The following is a 23920-nucleotide window of genomic DNA, read 5'->3' as shown; positions in this document are numbered from 1 at the left end:
CGGTCGGGTTTCCGACCGGGCAGCGGCGTGTTCACACCGGGAACTCGACGGGCAGCCTGTCCAGCCGGGAATCCCAGGTGGAGGCGGTCGTGGTGAGCTCATCCGCCGGCACAGCCAGCCGCAGGCCCGGCAGCCGGTGCAGCAGGACGTCCACCGCAACCTCGATCATGGACTGCCCGATGCTCTGCCCTGGGCACTCGTGCGGGCCCGCGCCGAACGCCAGGTGCGCCTGGTTGCCCTGCACCGAGACACCCGGGTCGGGCCGGACCCCGGGGTCGAGGTTGCCCGGGGCGAGACCGAGAACGAGCAGGTCGCCCTCCTCGATGCGGTGCCCGCCCAGTTCGACATCGCTGGCGGCGAAGCGCCCCGGCAGGACGGCCAGCGGCGGAGAGTTCCACATGACCTCCTCCACCACCGCCGAGATGTTCAGCTCACCGCTGATCAGCCCGGAGAGCCGGGAGGCGTCGGTCAGGACCAGCTGCAGCACCCGGGCCAGCAGATTGGTCGTGACGTGCGCGGCGATCAGCACCACGCGCAGGTGATGGACGACTTCGTCGTGGTCGAGGGCCGCGTGATGCTCCAGCAGGCCGGTGGCGAGGTCGGAGCCTGGTTCGGACCGCCTGCGCTCGGCGAGTTCACCGAAGATCTCCCTGATCATGCCGTCGTGCACCACGGCGTCCTCGCCGCCCTTGAGCACCTGGGCGCAGGACTCGACAAGCCGGCGCCCCTCCGCCTCGGCCAGCCCCAGAATGCGGGACATCACGAGCATCGGCAGCAGGTCGGCGTAGTCCGCCACCAGATCGGCGCGGCCGCTGTCCGCGAACGTGTCGATCTGCTTGTTGGCGAAATTCGTGGCGTGGCGCCGGACCCCGCGGCCGGCAGCAGCCTGCAGTACGTCGTTGACGGCGCCGCGCAGCCTGCGGTGCTCCTCGCCGTCCAGGGACACGCAGTCGGGACGCCAGCCGAGCATCGGAACCAACGGAGAGGTCTCCGCGATCCGGCCCTCCCGCCAGTCCCGCCAGTTCCGCGAGTCCCGGGCGAACTGGCGGGGGTTGTCGAGCACCCGCCGACTGTCCCGGTACCCCAGCACCAGCCAGGCCGGGACGTCACCCTCCAGCAGTACCGGCGCCACGGAGCCGTGTTCCTTGCGCAGCCGCTCGTAGATGCCGAGCGGGTCGGTCGCCGCCTCCGGCCCGTACAGCCGGGTGAGCTCGGCCGAACCGTGGGCGACGGGGCAGCCGCGCGGTGCCTCGGGATCGTTTAAGGGCTGGGCGTTCATCGGGACTCCAGTGCGACTGCAGAGCGTTCCTTCAAGTGACGTATCAGGGCGACGAGGACGTCACGGCTGGAGGTCCGGTCGCGGGCGTCGCAGGCCACGATCGGGGTGTGCGGGGGGATGTCCAGGGCGTCGCGGATCTCTTCGATCGGATGATCCTTGGAGTCGGGGAAGACGTTCAGGGCGATGACGAAGGGGACATCCTGCCGTTCCATCTCCTCGATGGCCCGGAAGCTGGAGGCCAGCCGCCGGGTGTCCACCAGGACCACCGCCCCGAGGGCGCCCTTGAACAGCCCGTTCCACAGGAACCAGAATCGTTCCTGCCCCGGCGTTCCGAACAGGTACAGCACCAGCTGGTCGTTGATGCCGATCTTGCCGAAGTCGAGGCTGACGGTGGTCTCCTGCTTGTCCGCCACCCCGATCAGGTTGTCGACGTCCGCACTCGCCTGGGTCAGGGTCTCCTCGGTGGTCAGCGGCTTGATGTCGCTGACCGAGCGCACCATCGTGGTCTTTCCGGTGCCGAAACCGCCGGCGATCATCACCTTCACCGAGCGGGTGCCCCCGTCCGTCTGCCGGTCGGGATGGTCAAAGCCTTTGAAGTCCACTGAGTACCTCCTCAAGGAGCGCGAGGTCGGGCCCGCTGCCGGCGCCGGACGCCGGAATGGGGTCACGGGCTTCGACGCGGCCTGCGTCCAGCAGATCGGCCAGCAGCACCGCGAGAATGTTGAAGGGCAATCCGAGGTGGGCGCCGAGTTCGGCCACCGACAGCGGATCGCGGCAGCGCCGGAGGATCTCCTCGTGCTCGTGCTGCATGCCGGGGACGGCCGCGGCGCGCGAGACGATGAGGGTCGCCACGTCAAGAGTCGACGCCGAACCGCCCGGTCCGCTGCGGCCACCGGTGAGGACGTAGTAGCGCTCGAGACCGGACGGGTTCGTGGGCCGGCGGGGACCACTCATCCAGAGTGCTCCTCCAGGCGCGGAGTGGTGCCGAGAAGCTCACCCATCCTTCGCGCCAGGTCCCTCATCTGGTGTCCGAGCAGGCCCTGGTCGAGCCCTTCCTTGGCGAGGACTCCGAGGTACGTCTCCACGCCGGCCCGCACCACGAAGAGATGGCCGCCGTCCACCTCGATCATCGCGAGGCGCAACTGCCCCGCGTACTGCGGGAACTGCGCGGCGACGGGCTGGGCCAGCGCCTGCAGGCCCGCGACCACGGCGGCGAAGCGGTCCACGTCGTCGGGGTCGTCGGCGCCGTAGGAGGTGATGGCCTTGCCGTCGCTGGAGGCCACGAGGGCGAAGCGGATCTCCTGGATGCTCTCCGTCAGATCGCGGAGCGCCCAGCTCACGTCGGTTCCCTGTTGCGTCATGTGGACTAGTCGCTCTCTTCAGTGCGGTGCTCGTTGGACTCGCGTCCGGCGGTCGTCTCGCGTACGGCGTCCGCGGCCGGCTCACGCGGCGGGGCGCTCTCGCGTCCGGCGGTGGCGAAGGCCGCGAGACCGGCGAACGAGGTGTCCGGCGGCACGGCGGCCACGGGCTCCTCGGTCCGCTCGACGGACCTCACCGGTGTGGCCGGCGCGTCGGTACGCCTGCTCCTGCGACGCGGCAGACCGCCGGGCGTGGTGTCCACGTCGCCGGCGCCGGCCGCGGGCGGGGCCTCCACCGACTCGCGGGCGGACGCGGTCTCGACCGCGGCGGCCGGGGCCACCGGTTCCGCGACGGGGGCGGCCAACGGGCTGAAGTACTTGTGGGGAACCACGACGACCACCGAGGTGCCGAGCCAGGGCGAGTCCGAGAAGGTGACCCGGATGCCGTACCGGCGCGCCAGGGCGCCGACCACGCGAAGCCCGAGGTTGGCGTCCTCCGAGAGGCCGCCGAGCCCGGGGCCGGCCGCGACGCCGTCCAGTGACTGCTCGGCCTCGCGCTTCTTCTCCTCGTTGAGGCCCTTGCCCGCGTCCTGGATCTCGATACCGACGCCGTTGGGGACCTCCTTGCCGGAGACGACCACGGGTTCGGTGGGCGGCGAGTAGCGCACCGCGTTGTCCAGAAGGTGGGCGAAGATCAGCGTGAGGTGGTCCACCAGACCGCCGTCGACGCCGAGTTCGGGGAGATGGCGGACCTGGACGCGGTCGAAGTCCTTGATCCGCCCGATGCCGCCCCGGACCACGCTGAGCAGCCGCTGCGGTTCCTGCCACTGGCGTCCGGGCCGGTCCGAACCGCCGAGCACGCCGATACTGGCGGCGAGACAGTCGGCGGGGCCGATCTCCTGGTCCAGTTCCATCAGGCCCTGGGCCACCGCGGGCAGCCGGCCGTGCTCGCCCTGCATCTCGTGCAGACGGCCGCGCAGCTTGCTCGTCAGCACGTGGATACGGTTGCCGATGCTGATCACGGCCTGCTCGGCCGACGTGGAGCGGTCGAACTCCTCCTCCACGCCGATCAGCGCGGTCCTGAGGACCTTGCGCAGTTCGGCACGGAGCTCGGGGCTCGCGTCGCTCTCCTCGGCGACGGACATCAGGATGTCGTCGATGGCTTCACCGGCCCGCAGCCGCTTGAGCGCGTCGGGCAGACGGGTGTCACCGAGCCGGGCGATCGCGTCCTGTTGCAGGGCGAGTTGCTCCTGCCAGACCTGCGCCTCTCCGGTGAGCCGGGACTCGTAGCCCTGCGCCTCTCCGGTGAGCCGGGTCTCGTAGGCCTTGGCCTCCTCGGTGAGCCGCGTCTCGTAGGCGTCGACCTGCTCGGCTAGCCGCGCCTCGAAGAGCTGGGCCTGCTCGGACAGCTGGCCCTCCAGCGCGGAGCGCTCGGCCGCGAACTTCCGTTCCAGCCCGGCCACATGCTGCTGCCACTGCTGCGAGTGCTCGGCCTGCTGGGCGCGGAAGTCGCCGCTGTTGCGGCGCAGTTGGTGCTGGGCGCGGAGGAGAAGTCGTACGCAGACGGCGCTGGCCGCGGTGGCCGCGGCGCCGACGAAGGTCGCGGGTATCTGGATCTGGTCGGGTCCCGCGACCGCGGTGACGACCGTTCCTGCTCCTAAGGCGACCGGCATCAGCCACCAGCTGTACCAACCGACCGGTGCCCGCGCCGCCGGGGGCGAAGTGGCAAGTTCCATCTGCATCCTTCGAAAGCAACACGATCGAACGGGGGGTATGCAGGCGCCGAACGTGTCGAGCACGCGGCGCAAGGGCGACCGAGTGTGTTCGCGTCAACTCGCAGCGCCGCAGGGGAGCTTATCGGGTTTGAGATCGAAAGGATCAACTCCCCTCCGCATAACGGCGAGTAATCGATCACGCTCCGACAGGAGTGCTCATCTCGACAATTCCGTGCGCTATCACCGCAATCGCTGACACGGAGCTGTGATCCCACCGCGGGGACGTCACGATCACTCCCCGGTCCAACCGGCCAGAACTCCACGTGGCCAACAGCACGCGCCGAAGGGGATTACGGCGAGCCCCGAACAGGGAAGTGATCTCGGCGCCAACATCGTGAAGGGACTGACTGAACGCCGCCTCGCCCCCACCCTCGACAAGGGCCGCTTCTTCGAGAAGATGGGCCAGCTGCTCGGCGACAGCGTGGTCACCGCCGCCGGGGCGCCGAACACGTACAAAAACGCCGCCAGCTGCAACCGCCTTCCGGCACACCGAGATCACCCGGTATGTGGACCTCATGCGCGACCAGGTCACCGCGACCATGGCCTCCTGGCGGCCGGGCCAACTCCTCGACGTACGCGAGGTCATGGTCAAGCCCAGCCTGGACATGCTCGCCGCGACCGCCTTCTCGGGCAGCATCGACGAACAGGCCTTCCACCAGCTGCGCCGGGACCTGTCGGTCGTCATGAACGGCGTCGGCACCCGAATCATGCTGCCGGACTGGGCGGAACGCCTGCCGCTGCCCGCCAACCGGCGCTTCACCGCCGCCCGCGACGCCGTGCGCGCCACCATCGGCGACGCGGTCGATCAGCTCCGGGCCTCCGGTCGCGACAGCGGCGACATGCTCTCCATGCTGCTCCAGGCCGAGGACGAGGGGAGCGGCAAGCCGCTGACGGGGCACCAGATCTGCTCGGTGATCCTCACTCTCGCGGTGGTCGGCACGGAGACGACCGCGTCCGTACTGTCCTGGGTGCTGTACGAGCTCGCCCGCAACCCCGGCATCGACGAGCGGGTCCAGGCCGAACTCGACGAGGTCGTCGCCGACCGGCCGGTCACCTTCGACGACTTGCCCCATTTGCCCTATCTGGGCCGCGTCATCACCGAGGCCCTCCGTCTGCACCACACAGGCTGGCTCGTCACCCGCCGCACCCTGCGGACGACCCGTATCGGTGCGTGGGAGATCCCGGCCGGGACCGAGCTGGCGTACTGCCAGCACGCCCTGCACCGCGATCCCGAACTCTTCCCCGATCCGCTGGCCTTCGATCCCGACCGGTGGCTGAACGACGACCAGGCCCCGCTCTGAGAAGGATCGTTTCTGCCCTTCGGTGCCGGGAAGCACAAATGCATCAGCGATCGTTTCGCCCAGGCCGAACTCACCACGGCGATCGCCACCCTCACCCGGGACTGGTGCCTCGAACTCGCGCCCGGCCAGAGCATCCGCCCCGTGGCCCGCGCCACGGTACGGCCCAGCACCCTGCAGATGACCGCCCGGCCCCGCGAACGGGCTCGGCGGAGCTCACACGCCACAGGGGGCTGACACCGTAAGTCACCACCGCGGCCCCGGCCGGGCTCCCTGCGGCGTGGTTGCCAGGAGCCTCCCCCGGCGCTCGGCGTCCGTGATGCCGAGCCCGGGGCCGGGTGCCAGGGACAGGACACCGACCTTTCCCATGTGGGCGTTGTCCTGGACGAGCCGCGCGGCCTCCGCCGTGTCGGCCAGTGGATGGGTCACCGTGAGGGCCGGGGCGATGTGGCCGAGGTCGAGGAGGCGGTGCACGGCCGACTGTTCCTGCAGGTTGGCGCCGTGGCTGCCGATGACGCGTTTGAGGCGCATCCAGAGGTAGCGGTTGTCGAACTCGTGCTGGTAGCCCGTGCTGGAGCCGCAGGTGACGACGGTTCCGCCGCGGCGGACAACGAAGACGGAGACGCCGAAGGTGGCGCGGCCGACGTGCTCGAAGACGATGTGCGGGTCCTCGCCGGTCGCGGCCCGGACACGCCGGCCGAGCCGCTTGCCGACGGTGACGGGATCGGCCGGCTCGCTTCCCGTGAGGCCGATCTCCTCCCGGTTGATCACCGCGTGGCAGCCGAGGCTGCGGGCGTACGCGGCCTTCGCCTCGCTGCTGACGACGCCCACCGCGATCCCCCCGCCGCCCCGCACGAGTTGCACCGCGTACGCGCCGAGGCCGCCCGCGGCTCCCCAGATCAGGACGACGTCGCCCTGGGTCATGCGGGCGCCGCGCTCACTGACGAGCATGCGGTACGCCGTGCCCGCGCACAGCGGGTTCGCGGCGGCCTCCTCCCAGCTCAAGTGGCCCGGCTTCGGGATGAGTTGGCTGGCTCGCGCGACGCAGTAGTGGGCCAGGCCGCCGTAGTTGGTCTCGAAGCCCCAGGCCAGCTGGCCGGCCCCCAGCATGCCGTCGGCGTGTGTGGCCGGTTCCTCCTCGTCGACGTAGGTGGGGCTGACGACGACGTGGTCGCCGATCCGCCACCGGCGCACCCCGGCCCCGGTGCGGACGACGACGCCCGCCGCGTCCGAGCCGATGACGTGGAACGGCTGGTCGTGCCGGGCCGCCCAGCGGTCCTGGCGGCCGAACTGACGCAGGAAGGTGAAGGTCGGGATGGGTTCGAACATCGCCGACCACACCGTGTTGTAGTTGATGCCGCTCGCCATGACGGCCACCAGGACCTCGTTCGGGGCGAGTTCGGGCAGCGGCACGGATCCGATGTGGATCGTCTTGCGTACGTCCTTGTCGGCGACGCCGGTGAAACCGCCGACGTCCTCGGACCTCAGATGGGCGGCCGTGAAGTCGGCGGGTAAGGGGAGGTGCTCCAGTTCGGCGGCGGTGGCTCCCGCCACGACGGCCTCGGCCAGGGCATCCATGTCGTTCCTCCTTCGTGGGGCCGACGGGGTCAGCTGAGGCCGAGGCCCGCGGCGAGCGTCGGCCACGAGGCCTTGAACTCCTGCTGCCAGTAGGGCCAGGCGTGCGATCCACCGCTGTAGAAGTGCACCTGCGCCGGGACGCCCAGCGCTTCCAACCGCCGGGTGAACCGGTGTGCCTGGCTCCACAGAGTTCCCTCCAGGACGGCCCCTTCGAGGTTCCCGAAGTCGCCGCTCGGCAGACCGCTGCCCTGCGAGATGTACAGCCCGGTGCCCGCGAGAGCGTCCGCCCGCGCGTAGGGGTTGTGCCGGTTCCAGTTGTCCCTGCTGAACAGCACGCTCCCCCACAGGGTCAGCGGCAGCAGCGACTCCCGCGCCACGATCGCGCCGACCACGGTCGGCATGCCCGGCGCGGTCGTGTCCAGGATTCCGCTGTACGAGGCCGCCGCACCGAACACGCCGGGGCGCCGCGCGGCGAACGCCAGCGCCCCGTACCCGCCGGTGGACACCCCGGCCACGGCGCGCCGGTCACTCGCCCGGAAGTTCTGCCGGAGCAGCTCCATGACCTCGTCCACCTGGAACTTCTCGTAGTCCGGGGCGCCGGACAGCCCGTAGTTCCACCAGTCGGTCGGGATGCCGGTGGGCCCTGACGCCGGCATCACCACGAGCACGCCCTGCCCCGCGAGGAAGTCGCTGACGTCCGTCTCCCGGGTCCAGGACGTGTAGTCGTCGTGCGCGCCCTGGAGGAGGTGGAGGACCGGCCAGGTGCGGTCGGGGTACGCGGCGTAGTCGGCCGGCGTGACGACGCGTACGGGCAGGGACGCGCCCACCGCGGGCGAGGCGACGGTGAGGTCGACGGTGCGGGCGTCGAGCCACTTCGCCGCGGTGATGCGGGCGCCGTCACTCGCGGCCGGGGTGGCACCAACTGCCGCCGAAGCAAGGGAAGTTGTGGCCGCCAGGAGGACGCTTCTCCGGGTGGGGCGGGGTAGGGGCACGGGCCTGCTCCTCGTCTTGAGCTCTTGAGCCTGCGGGTCAGGAGTCGCTAGTCGCCCAGGTCGCGCGTCAGCAGCCGGGCGAGCGTGTCGACGACCGGCGGGTCGAGCAGGGACAGATGGTGCCCCGGCAGCGGCACGACGGTGAGGTCGGTGCAGTACGCGTCCCAGCCGAGCGTCGTGTCGTCGCGCTCGTAGCGAGGGTCGCGGACCGTGTGCGGGGCGGACTCGCTCGCCCGGTACAGCAGCGTCCGCCCCTCGTAGCGCCCGGGCCGGTGGCGTTCTCCGCCGCGCAGATCGAGGTACGACGTCCGTTGGTGCTCCAGCACGGAGGGCGGCAGCGCGACCGACTCGCCGAGCACTTTGATCACGAGGTCGATCTGCGCGGTGTCGTCCAGGGCGGCGAGTTCGTCGTAGGGCAGGTCGAGCCGGGTGCCGTAGGTGCGTGCCACGTATGCGGCGAAGTCCTCGAAGCGGCGCCGTGCCGTGTCCGCCGAGGACAGCCCGGGCGGTGCGGGCAGGGGCAGCACCGCGTCGATCAGGACGAGCGCGGAGACGGTTCCGTGCGGGCTCAGCAGCCGCGCGGTCTGCTGCGCGAGGACACCTCCGTACGACCAACCCCCAACGATCCAGGGCCCGTTGGGACGCGCTTCCCGGATGCGGCGGGCGAACTCGGCCGCGCGTCCCGGTACGTCGTCGGGGTGGTCCTGCCGGTCGAATCCGCACAACGGCCTTTGCCCGCACAGCCGTTCGGCCAGACGTGCGTACACGGCGGAGGAGCCGCCGGCAGCGTGGGCCAGGAAGAGCGGGGTGCCCGAGCCGGTGGAGGGGAACACGCGGAGGAGCGTCTCGTTGCGCTCCTCGGGTTCCGGGTCGGGCAGGCCGCGCGGCTTCTCCGGTTCCGGGCCGCGCAGGCCGGGCGGTTGCTCCGTCTCCGGGTCCGCCGTGCCCCGCACGGAGACGCCCAGCAACCCGGCCACCTCTCGCAGCGTCCCGTGCCTGAGCAGCACCCCCGGCTCGACGGCGACCCCGAACTCCCGCTCCACAGCGCCCCGTATCCGCACGGCCGTGAGCGAGTCGAGGCCGAGGTCCGTCAGCGGCACGTCGGGGTCGATCCGGTCGGGGCCATAGCCCATGACTCCCGCCACGCACCGGCGAAGCCGCTCGATGGGATCCGCCTCGTGCGCCGCCGGGACTGCTGGAGCCGGAACAGCGCCCGCTCCCCCCTTCTCGCCCTTCTCACCTTCCTCGCCGAACCAGAAGCGGCGATGGCGCCAGCGCGGTGACGGTACGTCCACGATGCGGCCGCCGAGCCGCTCGCGGAAGCCGCCCATCTGTACGCCGTTGACGAGGAGCGTGGCGAGTGAGGTGCGGAAGGTCAGCGCGTCGTCGGTGTTCTTGCGCAGGGTGGGGACGACGAGCGAGCCCTCGGGCAGGGTGTCGGTCAGCGGGTGCGACTGTGTGGCGTGCGGGGCGACTTCGACGAAGACGCGGTGGCCGTCCTCCGCTGCCGCGCGCACGGCCTGGGCGAATCGCACCGGTCGTCGCAGGTTCGCCACCCAGTACGCGGTGTCGTACGGGGCGCTGTCCCGGGGGTCGTCGAGCACGGTGGAGTAGCGACGGCAGCCGGGGCGGGTCGAGGGCACCTCACCCAGCTCCCGCGCGAACTCCCCCAGCAGCGGCTCGACTTCGGGTGAGTGCCCGGCGCCGGACACCCCCAAGGACCGGGCGAACCCGCCCTCCGCCGTCACCCTGGCCACCAGGCCCGCCACGTCGTCGGCGGAGCCCGTCACCACGCTCTGCACCGGCGAGGCGTGCACGGCGACTTGGAGGGTGGGCAGGTCCCCGGCCAGCGTCCGGATGTCGCACTCGGGCCGGTCGACGACGGCCATGGCGCCGCCCGTCAGCCCAGCCAGAAGCCGGGAGCGTGCGGCGACGATTCGCGCGCCGGTCACCGGATCGAGCGCCCCCGAGACGACGGCCGCGGCGATCTCCCCCAGCGAGTGGCCGATCACGGCGGCGGGTTCGAGACCGTAGGACCGCCACAGTTCGGCGAGGGCGAGCTGGACGCCGTACAGGACGGGCATGACGACGGCGGGCGAGGTCAGGTCGGCGTCCGGTCGCAGGCTCGCGGCCAGGGAGACACCCGCGTGCCAGCGCAGCAGTGGCTCCAGACGCTCGACGGCGGCGGCGAACACCGGTTCCGCGACCAGGAGTCGCCGCCCCATGCCGGGCCACTGGGAGCCGTAGCCGGAGAACACCCACACGGGTCCCGGGCCGCCCGGTGTCCCCTCGCCCGTGACCAGGTGCGGGGACGGCGTGCCGGCGGCCAGGCTCCGCAGAGCGTCCGCCGTCTCGGACCTGTCTCGCGTCACGACGGCCGCGCGGTGGCGTCCACGGCCCGTCCGGCCCGCGAGGGTGCGGGCCAGATCGGCTTCGGGTACGCGTGCGGCGCCGGGGAGCCAGTCGGCGAGCTCGCCGGCGTACGAACGAACCCGTTCCGCGGTCGGCCCGTCGAGCAGCAGCAGCGCGGGCTGTTCGTGCGGCGCCCAAGGACGCGGGCTCCTGCGGTGTTCGGCGAGGACGACATGGGCGTTCGTGCCGCCGAATCCGAAGGCCGACACGCCCGCGGTGGCCGTTCCCGAGTAGCGCGGCCAGGGTTCGGCCGCGGTGACGACGCGCAGGCCGAGTCCGTCGAGGTCGGCGTGCGGGCCGGGGCGGGTGAAGTGCAGCTGGGGCGGGATCTCGCCGTGCTGGAGGGCCAGTACGGTCTTGATCAGCCCGGCGATTCCGGCGGCTGCCTCCAGGTGTCCGAGGTTGGTCTTGGCCGAGCCGATGAGCAGGGGCTGGTCCAGATCGCGCCCGGAGCCGAGCACCGCGCCGAGGGCACCCGCCTCGATCGGGTCGCCGAGGGCTGTTCCGGTGCCGTGGGCTTCGACGTAGTCCACGGTCGTGGGGCCGGTGTGCGCCTCGGCGAGCAGGGCGCGCTGGGCCTCGGCGTTGGGGGCCGTCAGACCGTTGGACCGCCCGTCGGAGTTGACGGCCGTCGCCCGGACGACCGCCAGGACTCGGTCGCCGTCGCGTTCGGCGTCCGTGAGCCGCTTGAGTACGACGACGCCGCAGCCCTCGCCGCGTACGATCCCGTCGGCCGTCGCGTCGAACGCCTTGCAGCGACCGTCCGGCGCGAGCGCGCCCGCCCGCTGTAAGCCGAGCGTGACGGCGGGCGTCAGCAGCAGGTTCACCCCGGCGGCGAGCGCGGTGTCGCTCTCCCCCGTCAGCAGGCTGCGTACGGCGTGATGCACCGCGACCAGTGACGACGAGCAGGCGGTGTCGATGGCCAGGCTCGGGCCGCGCAGGTCGAGGGCGTAGGAGAGGCGACCCGCCGCGATGCTGAGCGCGGCGCCCGTCGCCGTCCAGGCGTCGGGGGCGGCGGCCGTGAGATGCGCGTACTCGTTGCCACTGATGCCGACGAAGACGCCGGTGCGGCTGCCCGCGAGCTCCTTCACGGGCAGCGCCGCGTGATCGAGGGCTTCCCTGGTCACTTCGAGGAGCATGCGGTGCTGGGGGTCCATCGCCTTGGCCTCGTGCGCGCCGATGCCGAAGAACTCCGCGTCGAAGCCCGCTATGTCGTCGAGGAAGGCGCCGTGCCGGGTGACGTCGGCCTGCGGGAACGGCTCCCATCGGCCGGTGGGGACCGTGCCGACCGCGTCCCGGGCCTCGGTGAGCAGGCGCCAGTACGCGTCGGGCGAGTCGGCGCCGCCGGGGAAGCGGCAGCCGAGGCCGATCACCGCGATGGCTGTCTGGACCGGTTTCGGCTGTGGTGGCGGCACGACGCCCGGCCGCTGCTCCTCCGTCAGCCGCTCCACCAGCGCGTCGATCGTGCCCGTGTCCCACAGCAGCGTGTCCGGCAGCCGCCGCCCGACCAGTTCGCCGAGCAGCGAGGTCAGGGCCACCGCGTCGCGCGAGGTGAGCCCGAGCTCCGCCAGCGGCCGGTCGTCGCCGATCTGGCCGGGGTCCAGGGCGTACCAGGCGCGCAGCCGCCCGACGATCACGCCGCGAATGTCCGTGCGCGAGGGTCTCATCGGGGACCGAACCCTCCGTCGAGGTGGCACGCCCGGGCCGCCGTCCGGGCCACCTTGCCGCTGCTCGTGCGCGGCACGGTGCCCGGTGGGACGAGCAGCAGCGCGCCGAGCCTGAGCCCGTGACGTGCCGAGACGGCGGCGCGTACGGTGCGTTCCGCGTCGGCGGCGTCGTCCGCCGTGGGCTCGGCGTCCCGGCGGTGCTCCGCCACCACGACGAGTTCCTCGCCGGTGCCGTCGGCGCGGGGCACACCGAACGCGGCGAGCCGGTCCCGGCGGACGAGGTCCACGGCACTCTGCACGGTCTCCTCGATGTCCTGGGGGTAGTGGTTGCGCCCGTCGACGATGATCACGTCCTTCAGACGCCCGGTGACCAGCAGCCGCCCGTCGTGCAGGGCGCCCAGATCGCCGGTGCGCAGCCGTCCCTCCGGGTCGCAGAAGGCCCGGTCCGCGCGTTTCCAGTAGCCGCGGCCGATGTTCGGCCCGCGCAACCGGATCTCGCCCACGCGGTCCTCCGGCAGCACGTCACCGTCCGCGTCGACGATCTCCACTTCCTGTCCGGCGGGCGCGCCGCACGACACGAGCAGGGCCGCGTCCTCGGAATCCGGCAGGACCTCGACGCGTCCTTCCGCCAGCGCGCCCGCGTCGCACGCCACGGTCGTGGGCGCCGCCGCGTCCGCGTCCGCCGCCACGAAGACCGTGGCCTCGGCGAGCCCGTACGCGGGAGCGTGTGTCGCCGGATCGAGGCCGGCCGGCGCGAACGCGGTGTGGAAGCGGTCGATCGTGCCCGGCCGCACCGGCTCGCTGCCGTTGATCAGGACGCGTACGCGGTCCAGGCGCAGTTCGTCGAGCACGGCGGGGTCGGTGCGGGCCACGCAGTAGTCGTACGCGAAGTTCGGCGCGGCGCTGATCGTCCCGTCGTACGACCCCAGCAGACGCAGCCAGCGTGCGGGGTTCTCCAGGAAGGCCACCGGGTCCATCAGGACGGACGGGAAGCCACCGACGACGGGCGCGGCGATGCTGAGGACCAGTCCCATGTCGTGGAAGAGCGGCAGCCAGCCGACCGTCGTGGTGGCCCCGGGGTCCACGACGAAGGCGTCGATGGCCTGGCGGGCGTTGGCCACGACGTTGGCATGGCTGATCATCACGCCGGCGGGTTCGCGTGTGGAGCCCGAGGTGTACTGGAGATACGCGATGTCGTCGGGGGCCGGTGCGGATTCGGCCTCGTCGAACGCGAAGCGCTGGAGGGGGAGCCGGTCGACGGGAACGACGGGCACCACGGGCAGGGCGTGGTCCAGGACGAAGGCCTCCACGGAGGTGGCCGTGGTCGAGTCGGAGAGCAGACATGCGGGTTCGCAGTCGGCCAGGACGGCCGCCAATCTGCCTTCGTGACCTGGGAGTCGGGGACTGAAGAGGGGTACGGCGATCACGCGGGCGTAGAGGCAGCCGAGGAAGGCCGCCGTGTAGTCGAGCCCCTGCGGCATGACCAGGGCGGCTCTGTCGCCGGGCGCGGCGAGGATCACGAGCCGGTCGGCGACGGCGCGGGCGCGGGCGTCCAGGGCACGCCAGCCGAGGGTGCGGTGCAGTCCCTCGGATGCCGGGTCGGGGAAGTGGACGTGGCTGAAGGCGCGTTGCTGCGGCCGACGGCCGGCCCAGTGCCGCAGGTGGTCCGTCAGTAACGCATCGGCATCCGGCCGGGCAGCGGAGGTCATGTCGGCTCCAACTCGTGGGGAGAGCGGTGCTGTTGTCCCTGAAGTGCGGGCAACCGGTGGGGTGGTGCACCAGCGTCCGCCGCCGGATGCCGGTCGGGTTAGACGACGTACTAACAGTTCGTCAGCAGGTTTCTGTCAGTCCGCTGATAAAGCCGCGGTCCCGATTCGGCCCCGCGGACAGAGCCACGGCGACGTCGCGCCGCCCACAATCCATGCCACGCGGTAAGGCGTGCCGAGGGGTGCACGGAAGGAGTCGCGACGGTGGGACGTGGACGGCTGTGCGCACTGCTGACGCTGCTCGCGCTGACCGGTTTCATCACCACGCTCGACAACACGGTGATCAATGTCGCCCTCCCCACCGTGCAGCGCGAACTGGGCCTGACCGTGACCGACTTGGAGTGGGTGGCCGCCGGCTATGTGCTCAGTTTCGGCGCGCTGCTGCTGCCCGGCGGGCGGCTGACCGACCTGTTCGGACGCCGGGTCGTGCTGGCGGCCGGGATCGCGGTCTTCACGGCGGCCTCGGGGGCGGCGGCCCTGGCGGACAGTGGGGGCACCCTCATCGCGGCCCGTACCGTGCAGGGCGTCGGGGCGGCCCTGGTCATCCCCGCGTCGCTGGCCGTGGTGGCCGCCGATCTGCCGGCACGACGGCGTGCGACGGCTGTCGGACTGTGGACGGCAGCCCTGGCCCTGGCACTGGCACTCGGGCCCGTGGTGGGCGGGTTCGTCACCCAACAGTGGTCCTGGGGCTGGGTGTTCGCGCTGAACATCCCGTTCGGTCTGCTCGCCCTGGCACTGGTGTCCGCCGTCCCCGCCGGATCGGGCGAGCCCGCGCGCGGTGGCCTCGACCTGCCCGGTGTGCTGCTGTCGGTCGTGTCGCTGTACCTCCTCACGTACGGTCTCGTACGCGGCGGCGAGCACGGCTTCGGCAGCGGTCCCGTGCCGTGGTGTTTCGGCGTGTCGGCGGTCGCCGCCTGCCTGTTCCTCGTCGTACAGACACGCACCGCCCGCCCCCTCGTCGAACTGCGGCTGCTGCGCGACCGGTTCCTCACCGGCGGGGTGCTCGCGCAGATGCTGTGGGGCATCGGCGTCAACGGCGTGTTCTTCTTCACCGCCCTCTACCTCCAGCGGATCCTGGGCTTCTCACCGACCCGGGCGGGCCTCGCCTTCCTCCCGCTGGCCGGGGCGCTGCTGCTGTGCACGCCCCTGGCCGAGCCGGCGGCGCGGCGCCTCGGCGCACAGGTGTCGATCGCCGTGGGGCTCGCCCTGGTGGCGCTCGGCCTGGTGTACGTGTCGGGGACCGGGGCGCACGCCGGGTACTGGGATCTGCAGCCCGGGCTGCTGCTGATCGGCACGGGCTCCGCGCTGACCACTCCCTTGACCGTGCGCTGCCTCGCCGGGGTGCCGGACGCGCGCACGGGAATGGCCACCGGTCTGGTGAGCGCGGCTCGCGAGGTCTCCGGCGTGTTCGGTGTGGTGCTGGTCGGCGTGGTCCTCACCCGGCGCGAGCGTTCCGAGCTGCGGACCGGATCGGATCCGCGCGGCGCGTTCCTCGCCGGGTACGACCTGGGGCTGCGCCTCGCGGCCTGCTGCGTGCTGACGGGAGCCCTCGTCACGCTGGTCGCGCTGCGCCGCCGTGGCCGGCATCGGCGGGTGGTGGCCCGAGGCCGCAACGGGGCCGCCCGCGTTGTCACGAAGTGACAATCAACACCCCGATCTCTGTCCGCCGTTGATGAGCCACGGCTGGTTACTTGCGAGTATCGTCTCCGAGCCCCTGACCGGTGCGCAGGACGGAGCCCGACCCATGGACGACGAAGCAGGCGGCCCGTTCAAGGCGTTCCCCTCGGATCTGCACGACCACCTCAGACCGTTCTTCGACGACATCAGGGAAGAGGTCGTACGGGCGATCCGGACCGAGATCCCCGAGTACGCGCGCCCGACGGACGACACGTACATGCACGTCGTGCACCGTGGTGTGGAGCACGCGTTGCAGGGGTTCCTGGAGCGGATGGCGAAGCCGGACACCGACTGGGAGCCGGTGAAGGAGACGTACCAGCGCATCGGGCGCGGTGAGGCGGACGAGGGGCGCAGTCTCGACTCCTTCCAGTCCGCGCTGCGCCTCGGCGCGCGGGTGACCTGGCGCCGGGTCAACGCGCTGGTCGACGCCGAGTTGCTGCCCCGCAATGTGCTGGCCGCCTTCGGCGAGGCGCTGTTCCTGCATCTGGACGAGATGGCGGCCGCGACGACCGCGGGCTATACGGAGGCACGGCTGCACGCGGCGGGCGAGTTGCAGCAGCGGCGTACGCGGCTGATCGATCTGCTCACCGCGGATCCGCCCGCGTCGGCCGAGGCGATCAGCGATCTGGCGCACACGGCGCGCTGGCCGCTGCCGCGGGCGCTGGCGGTCGTCGCGATCGACCACGGGCCGCAGCCCGCGGCGACGTCGTGGCCGGTCATGTCCAAGCCCCGGGCGGCAGCGCCGCCGATCGTGCCGCCGGAGTTCCTGGCACGGTTCGATGTGCAGCCGGCCGTCCTGGTCGTGCCTGATCCGGACGGGCCGGGACGCGCGCGGGCCGTCGCCGGGGCGCTGCACGGGTTGCGGGCGGCGATGGGGCCGGCCGTCGCGCTCCAGGAAGGCGCGCGGTCGTTGCGATGGGCGGCCGAGGCGCTCGATCTGGTGCGGCGGGGCATCCTGCCGGACACGGAGATGGTGCGCTGCCAGGAGCATCTGACGACGCTGCTGCTCTTCCGCGACGAGGCCCTGGTGGACGCGATGGCCGAGCGCCGGCTGAGCCCGCTGGACGCGATGCGCTCGCCGCAGCGGGAGCGGCTCGCGGAGACGCTGCTGAGCTGGTTGCAGTGCGGCCACAACGCCAGTGAGGTGGCGGCGCGGCTCGCCGTGCATCCGCAGACGGTGCGGTACCGGATGCGGCAGCTGGACGAACTGTTCGGGGACCAACTCCACGATCCGACGGCCCAGTTCGAGATGCAGCTGGCGTTACGGGCGCTCGCTCTGCGGCTTGCGGCCGCATCCCGCTGAGATCACTGAGGTCACAGAGATCGCTGAGACCTCTGCGACCTCTGTGATCGCTGGGCTCATGCTCTGCGGAGCATCCGGTTGGCGCCCGCGGCGGCCGTCGTGGCGAGCAGCCAGCCCAGGCAGACGAGGACCACGGCAGCCCATTGCAGGCCGCCGCGGGGGCTGAAAGCCTGCTCCTGCCCGAAGTCGACGAGCGGCAGCACCAGGTCGAGGGTGTAGATCGCCGCCTGGAAGTGGGGCGGCTTGCCCGGATCGACCGCTTGCGGGGGCCACCGCGTGAACAGCAGGATCCCGCTGAGCATGATCGCGTACAGCCACCACATGGCGCGCATCGGCCGATAGCCGTAGCCGACGGTGACGTCCTGGAGCCTGCTCCACACCCGCCCCGGCCACGGCAGGGTGGTGCGCAGCCGCCGCTGTTTGGCGAGCAGCACCGTGCGGGCTTCGCCGTCGTGACCGTGCAGCCGGTAGGCGGCCGCGAGTTGCTCGTACGGCTGCGGGGTGAAGCCCTCGGGGTCGCGGGTGAGCAGGGGAAGCCGTTGCACGGCGGGGAGTTGGGGCAGCAGGCTGTCGTAGACGACAGCTTCCAGCCGCACCGTGTCCGGCCAGCTGTCCGGTGTGCCGCGCAGGACGGTCAGGCGGGTGTGGCTGAGGTCGACGGTGCCGCGCACGGGCTCACGCGTGGTGAGGGCGAGTTCGGACGCGGTGGAGCGGCGACAGGTGAGGGCGGGGGTGCCGGGCGGTACGTCGATGACGGCGTCCTGGAAGCAGACCCGGCTGCGTACGGTGATGCTGCTGAGCGAGACCCTGCCACGCGCGGTGAACCCGTCGCAGCAGTTGAACACGGCACCTACGTCTATGCCGTGGGCGCGCAGCGCGGGCCCGTGTTCGGTGGTGAGCGAGGCGCCTTCGAAGAGGGCGCCGCCGCCCACCCGGGCGTCACACAGGTCGACGGTGCCTTCGGCGACGAGCCCGCCGCAGCTCAAGTTCCCTCCTATGTGCAGCCTGTTGGCTTTGAGCGCGATGCCCGACGGGTTGAGCAGCTCGGCGCGCTTGAGGACGACGCTGCCGCGTACCGAGGTGTCCCTGAGGTCCGTGCAGCCGTCGACGTGCAGCCCCGTGCCCGCCTGGATGTCCCCGCCGATGGTGGCGCACAGCAGTTGCAGCGCCCGCTCGCCGCGTCGCTCGCCGTGCCCTGTGAGACGGCTGTTCTCCAGGTGCAGGGTGCCGCCGATCGAGGCGCCGTAAAGGTCGATGGGCCCCTCCACCCGGCACCCGGAGATCTCGCACTTCCAGCCGATCGTGACGCCCACGGCCGACAGTCCGGGCAGCACACAGTCCCGCATCTCCAGTGCCCCCAGCGACGCGCCGTCGAGGCAAGGGGCCTGCTCGAAACGGCAGTTGTGCAACCGCAAGGTCCCGGGGACGACCGCCTCGGCCAGGTCCAGCCGCCCGGTGATCCGCACATCCCTCAGCCTCAGCCGCGGCAGATGCCCCGCCTCGGCCGGCGGCGGCGCCAGCAACAGCCCCCGTACGATGGACGCCCGGATCTCACCCTGGTCCGCGAACCACTCCCCCCTTCGGAAAGCGGCCCACATCCCGCGTTCACTCCCGCTCCACCCACCCGGCGCGAGGCTGCCCGACACGTCAATTCCCCCTCAGCGAACAGAAATCGGTTGCATCGCTACCCCGGGGGCGCGCGAGACAACCCGACGCGCCCCTGGACTTCTTGGACAGGCGTCCAGGTATAGTGGACAGCTGTCCATGAAATGACGACGTACGACGGAGCTTGCTGACGATGGAAACGGTCGCGAACGTGCTGGTGGGCCTGGTGGCCGCGCTGCACGCGTACATCCTGGTGCTGGAGATGTTCCTGTGGCAGAAGAAGCCGGGGCGGGGCCTGCACGGGTTCGACGCGGAGATGGCCCGGGCGACCGCCCCGCTGGCCGCGAACCAGGGGCTCTACAACGGGTTCCTGGCGGCGGGCCTGGTGTGGGGACTGATCGCGGCGGATCCGACCGGCTTCGACGCACAGGTCTTCTTCCTGTGCTGCGTCGTGGTCGCGGGTGTGTACGGATCGGTCACCGCGAACCGCCGGATCCTCTTCGCGCAGGCCCTGCCCGGCGCGCTCGCCCTGGCCGCCGTCCTCGTCGCGCGGTGACGCCGGAGGACCCGCGGGCCGCCCGGACCCGGGCGAAGCTGCGGCAGGCGCTGCTGGAGGAGTGTGCCGAGCGGCCGCTGGAGGAGGTCGGCGTCGCCGCGCTGGTGCGGCGGGCCGGCGTCGGCCGGGCCACGTTCTACGTGCACTACGCCGACCTGGAGGCGCTGGCCGTCGACGCCTGCGCCGATGTCGTACGGGACGCCGTGGAGGCACTGCACGCGTGGCGCGGACGGCCCGACCCGGTGTCCGCGCCGCCCGCGCTCCGCACGTTCTTCGCCGAGCTGGCGCCGCGCGCCGCCCTCTACCGCGCGCTCCTGAGCCCGGGCGGCGGCGGCCCGCTCGGTCTCGTGCTGCACCGGGATCTGCGCGCCCGCAGCCTGGCCGAGCGCACCCTGGTGGGCGCCCCGGACGCCCCGCTCGTGGCCTCCGCGGTGGCCGCCACCTTCGCGGGGGTCCTCGCCGACTGGCTGCACGGGGTGCTGGAGGGCACCCCGCAGGAGATCGCCGATCAGGTCTGGCAGCTGCTCGTCGCCCTGCACATGAGCCGCTGACGCCTCACATACAGCCCACTCCGTCCTTCGTGGCGGGCCATGCCTCCACCCCGTCGGAGGTGCGGACGTAGGCCGTCGCCTTGTCGGCCGACAGCCACAGTTCCCAGTCGTGGAAGTGGTAGCCGGTGTCATGGGCGTCCGCGGGCATACGGACGTCTCCGTCGTACGGGGCGGTGAGCGACTCGGTCCCGAGCACCCCGTGCGGGTCACGCACGTACTGCCTGCCCTTCTCGCCCTGTCCCAGGCCGAGGAAGTGCGTGCTCTCCCAGTCGCAGTGCTCCGGACCCACGGAGCTGCTCACGACGGAGGTGGGCACGCGGTTGCCGTCGCGGTCGAGCCAGATCTCGTAGCCCTTCGAGTCGGTGAAGCTCGCCGGGAATTCGGCCGGGTCGCAGGAGGCGCTGGTCTCCGGGCCCCAGCCGGGGCGGTTCGGCTGGTCCTTGGCGACGACGACGGCGACCTTGGTCCTGCCCTTGACGTCGTACGAGAACAGGACGCGATCCTTCTCCTTGCGCTCCACCCGGTAGCCGTGGTCCGGCACTTCGGGCTTGTACATGTCGAAGTACGTGTTCAGTCCCTCCTCCGGCGTCGAGCCGCCGTCACCCTTGCCCCACCCATCGCCCCCACTGCCCTCGAAGATCCCGTGGTCGCATTCCAGGGCCCGCCCGGCCGAGCCCGAACTCGCCTCGGCCTCGCGCGGGCTGCCGTCGGCGCTCTCCTTGAACGGCAGGTCCAGCCGCCCGGCGTACGGCGTGGCCGGGGGCGTACCGGTGACCACGAGGTCCTCCCGGATCCCCTCGTCACAGCCCACCGCCGTCAGACCGACCAGCACCACCGTCGCCACGATCCGCTTGCGCATCCCCACCCCTGTTCCTCCGACTCACGTGTGCCCTCCTACGACGCACGAGTGGCCGGGATCGTTCGGTGGTCAGCGGGTCGCCTGGAACGTACGCCGGTAGGCCTGCGGCGTGACGCCGATCGCCGCGTGCAGATGCTGGCGCAGCGAGGTGCCGGTCGCGAAGCCGACCTCGCCCGCGATCTGGTCCACCGACAGGTCGCTGGACTCCAGCAGATGGCGGGCCCGGGAGACCCGCTGCTGGATGAGCCAGCGGCCGGGGCTCATGCCCACCTCGTCGTTGAACCGGCGGGCGAAGGTGCGCAGGCTCATCCGGGCGTGGCCGGCGAGATCGGTGAGTGTCAGCGGGTCGTCGAGGTGCGCCAGGGCCCAGGCGCGGGTGGCTGCCGTACTCGTCGCCGAGGGTTCCGGGACGGGCTGCTCGATGTACTGGGCCTGGCCGCCCTCCCGCAGCGGCGGGACGACACAGCGCCGGGCCACCTTGTTGGCCAGCGCGCTGCCGTGGTCCTTGCGCACGATGTGCAGGCAGACGTCGATACCGGACGCGGCGCCCGCCGAGGTGAGGACCGAGTCGTCGTCGACGAACAGCACGTCCGGGTCCAGCGACACACGCGGGAACCGGCGCCGGAACTCGTCGGCCACCTGCCAGTGCGTGGTCGCCCGATGCCCGTCCAGCAGACCCGCCGCCGCCAGGACGAACGCACCCGTGCAGATGGAGACGAGGCGGGCGCCGGGCCGGATCTGCCCGAGCGCGGCGGTGAGCTCGTCGGAGGGCTCCTCGACGAGCCTCGCCGGAGCGATCGCCGCGATCACCACCGTGTCCGCGGTGCGCAGCGCCTCGGGACCGTGGTCGACGGTGACCGAGAAATCCGCGTTGGTGCGGACCGGCCGTCCGTCGACGGTGCAGGTCACCACCTCGTACCGGCCGTCCGCCGCGCCGAAGATCCGGCTGGGGATGCCCAGCTCGAAGGGGTAGACGCCGTCCAGCGCCAGGACCACGATCCGTTCCACATGCCGCATGGCACGATTCTATCGAAGGTTGGCAATCATGCCATTTTCCTGCGGGGCGGGCCCCGGCAGGCTGGTTCACCATGAGCACTGTGAACACGATGCGAGCCATCAGCCAGGACGTCCTCGGCGGTCCCGAGGTCTTGAAGGAAGTGCAGGTGGAGCGCCCCGCGCCACGGCCGAACGAGGTACTGGTCCGGGTACGGGCCGCCGGGGTCAACCCGACCGACTGGAAGCACCGCGCCACCGGCGGATTCCTCGGTGAGCCGCCCTTCGTCCTCGGCTGGGACGTCTCCGGTGTGGTCGAGGCGACCGGGATCGGTGTCGCCCTCTTCCAGCCCGGCGACGAGGTCTTCGGCATGCTGCGCTATCCGTTCGGCCACGGCTCGCACGCCGAGTACGTGACCGCCCCGGCCCGCTTCTTCGCGCTGAAGCCGGCCGGAATCGACCACACGCAGGCGGGCGCGCTCCCGCTGGTCTCCCTGACCGCGTGGCAGGCCCTGACCGAGCAGGCGAACCTCCAGGCGGGGCAGCGCGTACTGATCCACGCGGCGGCCGGCGGGGTCGGACATGTGGCCGTGCAGATCGCCAAGGCGCTCGGCGCGTATGTGATCGGTACGGCGAGCGCGGGCAAGCACGATTTCCTGCGCGGGATCGGCGTGGACGAGGCGATCGACTATCAGAACGTCGACTTCACCGAGGCCGTGAAGGACGTCGACGTCGTGCTGGACACGATCGGGGGCGAGACCACGGTCCGCTCGCTGCGCGTGCTCCGGCCGGGCGGAGTGGTGGTCTCGATCCTGCCGGTCGGGTCGGACGAATTCCCGGAGGAGGCCGAGCGGCTCGGCGTACGGGCGGTGCGGATGCTCGTCGACGCCGACCACACCGGCATGACGGCGATCGCGGACCTCGTCGAGGCGGGGAAGCTGCGCGCCACGATCGCCGAGACCTTCCCGCTGGCCGATGCCGCCAAGGCGCACGCGCTGGGCGACACCGGCCGGACCACGGGGAAGCTGGTGCTGCTGGTCGACTGACGGATCGGCCGACGGACCTGGGGAGACCGGTCGCGGGACGGATCGGCCGTCTCAGAACGCGAGTAAGGGCGTCTCAGAATGTGAGCACGGGCTTGATCGTCTTGCCCGCGCTCATGTCCCGCACCGCCTGCTCGATGTCCTCGAACGGATAGTGGCTGATCAGTCGGTGCAGCGGGAGCCGTCCGTCCTGGACGAGGCGGACCAGGGCGGGAATGGAGGTCTGGGTCTCGCTGTCGCCGAGGGTGAGGCCCACGACCTTCTTGCCCGGCAGCAACGCGTTGACGTCCAGGGCGACTTCGGTGCCGAAGGGCGGCGCGCCGACGACGACCAGGGTGCCGCGCGGGGCGAGTGCGTCGGCGCCCTTGCGCAGCACGGCGACGCTGCCGGTGGTCTCCACGACTCCGTCGGCGCCGCGGCCGTCGGTGAGGGCGAGCACCGCCTCGGCGACATCGGCCTCGCCCGCGTTCACGGTGTGCGTGGCGCCCAACTCCCGTGCCAGTTCGAGCCGTTCGGCGACCTTGTCGACGGCGATGACCGTGGTCGCGGGGGTCAGGGCCGCCGCCATCACCGCGGACAGGCCGACGGCTCCGGCGCCGAGGACGACGAGGCTGCTCCCCGCCGCGGGCTTCAGTACGTTCCAGACGGCGCCGACCCCTGTCTGCACCCCGCAGCCCAGCGGGGCGATGGACTCCAGCTGGACGTTCGGGTCGACCTTGACGAGGCTGCGCTCGTCGACCAACGCCCGCTCGGCGAAGGAGGACTGGCCGAAGAAGTGGCCGCCGAGCGGCGTCCCGTCGCGGCTGATCGTGCTGCTTCCGTCGGCGCGCCGGCCGCCGATGAGGTTCAGCGGCAGCCAGGTGGCGCAGTACGCCGGGTGCCCGTCACGGCAGTTGTGACAGCCGCCGCAGGAACTGAACGAGAGCACGACATGGTCGCCGGGTGCCACCGTGGAGACGTTCGGGCCGACGGCTTCGACGACACCCGCCCCCTCGTGGCCCAGGACCCCGGGCAGCGGGAAGGGCAGACCGCCGCTCGCCGCACCGAGATCGGTGTGACACAGCCCGGCGGCCACCATACGGACAAGGGCTTCGCCCGGACCTGGCTCGTCCAGTTCGACGTCGGCGAGCGTGAACGGCGCTCCCCCGGACTCGACCACGGCGGCGCGAGTGGTGGTGGACATCGCATGAACTCCTTTGTGAGCGCGC

18 protein-coding genes and 1 pseudogene are annotated in these 23920 nt (G+C 71.8%); 6 read left to right on the top strand and 13 right to left on the bottom strand.

The window, feature by feature from the left end:
* Positions 1-31: 31 nt before the first annotated feature.
* From OG975_RS43820 to OG975_RS43800, 5 genes are read right to left on the bottom strand one after another with little or no spacing between them, the layout of a single operon-like run.
* A complete protein-coding gene (locus OG975_RS43820) occupies positions 32-1279 on the bottom strand; it encodes a cytochrome P450 (protein WP_406335266.1) in 1248 nt (415 codons plus the stop codon).
* Entirely contained in the window at positions 1276-1881 is a 606-nt protein-coding gene (locus OG975_RS43815; RefSeq protein ID WP_327434041.1) for an ATP/GTP-binding protein, read from the bottom strand. Before OG975_RS43815 ends, OG975_RS43820 begins: the two co-directional genes overlap by 4 nt.
* Positions 1862-2233 carry a DUF742 domain-containing protein gene (locus OG975_RS43810; protein ID WP_327434040.1) on the bottom strand — a complete coding sequence of 124 codons (372 nt, stop codon included), beginning with the start codon at positions 2231-2233 and terminating at the stop codon, positions 1862-1864. Before OG975_RS43810 ends, OG975_RS43815 begins: the two co-directional genes overlap by 20 nt.
* Positions 2230-2640 (bottom strand): roadblock/LC7 domain-containing protein, encoded by a 411-nt coding sequence (locus tag OG975_RS43805; RefSeq protein WP_327434039.1) that lies wholly within the window; start codon positions 2638-2640, stop codon positions 2230-2232. Before OG975_RS43805 ends, OG975_RS43810 begins: the two co-directional genes overlap by 4 nt.
* A gap of 5 nt (positions 2641-2645) precedes the next feature.
* The gene (locus OG975_RS43800; RefSeq protein ID WP_406335264.1) at positions 2646-4373 is read right to left on the bottom strand and encodes an ATP-binding protein; all 1728 of its coding nucleotides are present in this window, start codon (positions 4371-4373) and stop codon (positions 2646-2648) included.
* A gap of 386 nt (positions 4374-4759) precedes the next feature.
* Between OG975_RS43800 and OG975_RS43795 the strand changes: the two are divergent.
* Positions 4760-5947: pseudogene (locus tag OG975_RS43795) on the top strand (cytochrome P450).
* A 9-nt stretch (positions 5948-5956) separates the two neighbouring features.
* On the opposite strand, the gene ccrA reads toward OG975_RS43795, so the two are convergent.
* From ccrA to OG975_RS43775, 4 genes are read right to left on the bottom strand one after another with little or no spacing between them, the layout of a single operon-like run.
* A complete protein-coding gene (gene ccrA / locus OG975_RS43790; protein WP_406335263.1) occupies positions 5957-7288 on the bottom strand; it encodes a crotonyl-CoA carboxylase/reductase in 1332 nt (443 codons plus the stop codon).
* 29 nt (positions 7289-7317) lie between these two features.
* On the bottom strand, positions 7318-8280 hold the full coding sequence (locus tag OG975_RS43785) for an alpha/beta hydrolase (RefSeq protein WP_406335262.1): 963 nt from the start codon (positions 8278-8280) through the stop codon (positions 7318-7320).
* A gap of 47 nt (positions 8281-8327) precedes the next feature.
* Complete coding sequence (locus OG975_RS43780; RefSeq protein ID WP_406335261.1) at positions 8328-12359, bottom strand: beta-ketoacyl synthase N-terminal-like domain-containing protein; 4032 nt, start codon at positions 12357-12359, stop codon at positions 8328-8330.
* Entirely contained in the window at positions 12356-14068 is a 1713-nt protein-coding gene (locus OG975_RS43775) for a fatty acyl-AMP ligase (protein WP_406335260.1), read from the bottom strand. Before OG975_RS43775 ends, OG975_RS43780 begins: the two co-directional genes overlap by 4 nt.
* 261 nt (positions 14069-14329) lie before the next feature.
* Between OG975_RS43775 and OG975_RS43770 the strand changes: the two genes are divergently transcribed.
* Positions 14330-15766, top strand: a complete 1437-nt coding sequence (locus OG975_RS43770) for an MFS transporter (RefSeq protein ID WP_406335259.1) — start codon at positions 14330-14332, stop codon at positions 15764-15766.
* A gap of 103 nt (positions 15767-15869) precedes the next feature.
* Positions 15870-17105: a PucR family transcriptional regulator gene (locus tag OG975_RS43765; protein WP_406335258.1), complete on the top strand. Its 1236-nt coding sequence runs from the start codon at positions 15870-15872 to the stop codon at positions 17103-17105.
* A 56-nt stretch (positions 17106-17161) separates the two neighbouring features.
* Here OG975_RS43765 and OG975_RS43760 read toward each other — a convergent pair whose 3' ends face one another.
* Positions 17162-18751, bottom strand: coding sequence for an oxidoreductase (locus tag OG975_RS43760; protein ID WP_406335256.1), 1590 nt, complete (start codon positions 18749-18751; stop codon positions 17162-17164).
* Between the two features lie 152 nt (positions 18752-18903).
* Between OG975_RS43760 and OG975_RS43755 the strand changes: the two genes are divergently transcribed.
* Positions 18904-19266, top strand: coding sequence for a DUF1304 domain-containing protein (locus OG975_RS43755; RefSeq protein ID WP_327434035.1), 363 nt, complete (start codon positions 18904-18906; stop codon positions 19264-19266).
* Complete coding sequence (locus OG975_RS43750; RefSeq protein WP_406335254.1) at positions 19263-19817, top strand: TetR/AcrR family transcriptional regulator; 555 nt, start codon at positions 19263-19265, stop codon at positions 19815-19817. The genes OG975_RS43755 and OG975_RS43750 overlap by 4 nt, the downstream gene beginning before the upstream one ends.
* A 4-nt stretch (positions 19818-19821) precedes the next feature.
* Here the strand turns inward: OG975_RS43750 and OG975_RS43745 are convergent, their stop codons facing one another.
* Positions 19822-20676, bottom strand: coding sequence for a hypothetical protein (locus OG975_RS43745; RefSeq protein ID WP_406335253.1), 855 nt, complete (start codon positions 20674-20676; stop codon positions 19822-19824).
* A gap of 69 nt (positions 20677-20745) precedes the next feature.
* Positions 20746-21693, bottom strand: a complete 948-nt coding sequence (locus OG975_RS43740; RefSeq protein ID WP_406335252.1) for a GlxA family transcriptional regulator — start codon at positions 21691-21693, stop codon at positions 20746-20748.
* A gap of 71 nt (positions 21694-21764) precedes the next feature.
* Between OG975_RS43740 and OG975_RS43735 the strand changes: the two genes are divergently transcribed.
* Positions 21765-22715 (top strand): NADP-dependent oxidoreductase, encoded by a 951-nt coding sequence (locus OG975_RS43735; RefSeq protein WP_406335250.1) that lies wholly within the window; start codon positions 21765-21767, stop codon positions 22713-22715.
* Between the two features lie 73 nt (positions 22716-22788).
* Here the strand turns inward: OG975_RS43735 and OG975_RS43730 are convergent, their stop codons facing one another.
* Positions 22789-23895 carry an NAD(P)-dependent alcohol dehydrogenase gene (locus tag OG975_RS43730; protein ID WP_406335248.1) on the bottom strand — a complete coding sequence of 369 codons (1107 nt, stop codon included), beginning with the start codon at positions 23893-23895 and terminating at the stop codon, positions 22789-22791.
* Positions 23896-23920 lie beyond the last annotated feature (25 nt).

This window comes from Streptomyces sp. NBC_00203 (assembly GCF_045206325.1).
Taxonomy (GTDB): Bacteria; Actinomycetota; Actinomycetes; order Streptomycetales; family Streptomycetaceae; genus Streptomyces; species Streptomyces lutosisoli.
This window is presented reverse-complemented; position numbering and strand designations above follow the sequence as displayed.

Bases quoted from the DNA above. Each gene is read 5' to 3' on its own strand.
- OG975_RS43820 (WP_406335266.1), bottom strand. From the start codon at position 1,279: ATGAACGCCCAGCCCTTAAACGATCCCGAGGCACCGCGCGGCTGCCCC.
- OG975_RS43810 (WP_327434040.1), bottom strand. From the start codon at position 2,233: ATGAGTGGTCCCCGCCGGCCCACGAACCCGTCCGGTCTCGAGCGCTAC.
- OG975_RS43805 (WP_327434039.1), bottom strand. From the start codon at position 2,640: ATGACGCAACAGGGAACCGACGTGAGCTGGGCGCTCCGCGATCTGACG.
- OG975_RS43800 (WP_406335264.1), bottom strand. From the start codon at position 4,373: ATGGAACTTGCCACTTCGCCCCCGGCGGCGCGGGCACCGGTCGGTTGG.
- ccrA (WP_406335263.1), bottom strand. From the start codon at position 7,288: ATGGATGCCCTGGCCGAGGCCGTCGTGGCGGGAGCCACCGCCGCCGAA.
- OG975_RS43780 (WP_406335261.1), bottom strand. From the start codon at position 12,359: ATGAGACCCTCGCGCACGGACATTCGCGGCGTGATCGTCGGGCGGCTG.
- OG975_RS43775 (WP_406335260.1), bottom strand. From the start codon at position 14,068: ATGACCTCCGCTGCCCGGCCGGATGCCGATGCGTTACTGACGGACCAC.
- OG975_RS43765 (WP_406335258.1), top strand. From the start codon at position 15,870: ATGGACGACGAAGCAGGCGGCCCGTTCAAGGCGTTCCCCTCGGATCTG.
- OG975_RS43755 (WP_327434035.1), top strand. From the start codon at position 18,904: ATGGAAACGGTCGCGAACGTGCTGGTGGGCCTGGTGGCCGCGCTGCAC.
- OG975_RS43745 (WP_406335253.1), bottom strand. From the start codon at position 20,676: ATGCGCAAGCGGATCGTGGCGACGGTGGTGCTGGTCGGTCTGACGGCG.
- OG975_RS43740 (WP_406335252.1), bottom strand. From the start codon at position 21,693: ATGCGGCATGTGGAACGGATCGTGGTCCTGGCGCTGGACGGCGTCTAC.
- OG975_RS43735 (WP_406335250.1), top strand. From the start codon at position 21,765: ATGAGCACTGTGAACACGATGCGAGCCATCAGCCAGGACGTCCTCGGC.
- OG975_RS43730 (WP_406335248.1), bottom strand. From the start codon at position 23,895: ATGTCCACCACCACTCGCGCCGCCGTGGTCGAGTCCGGGGGAGCGCCG.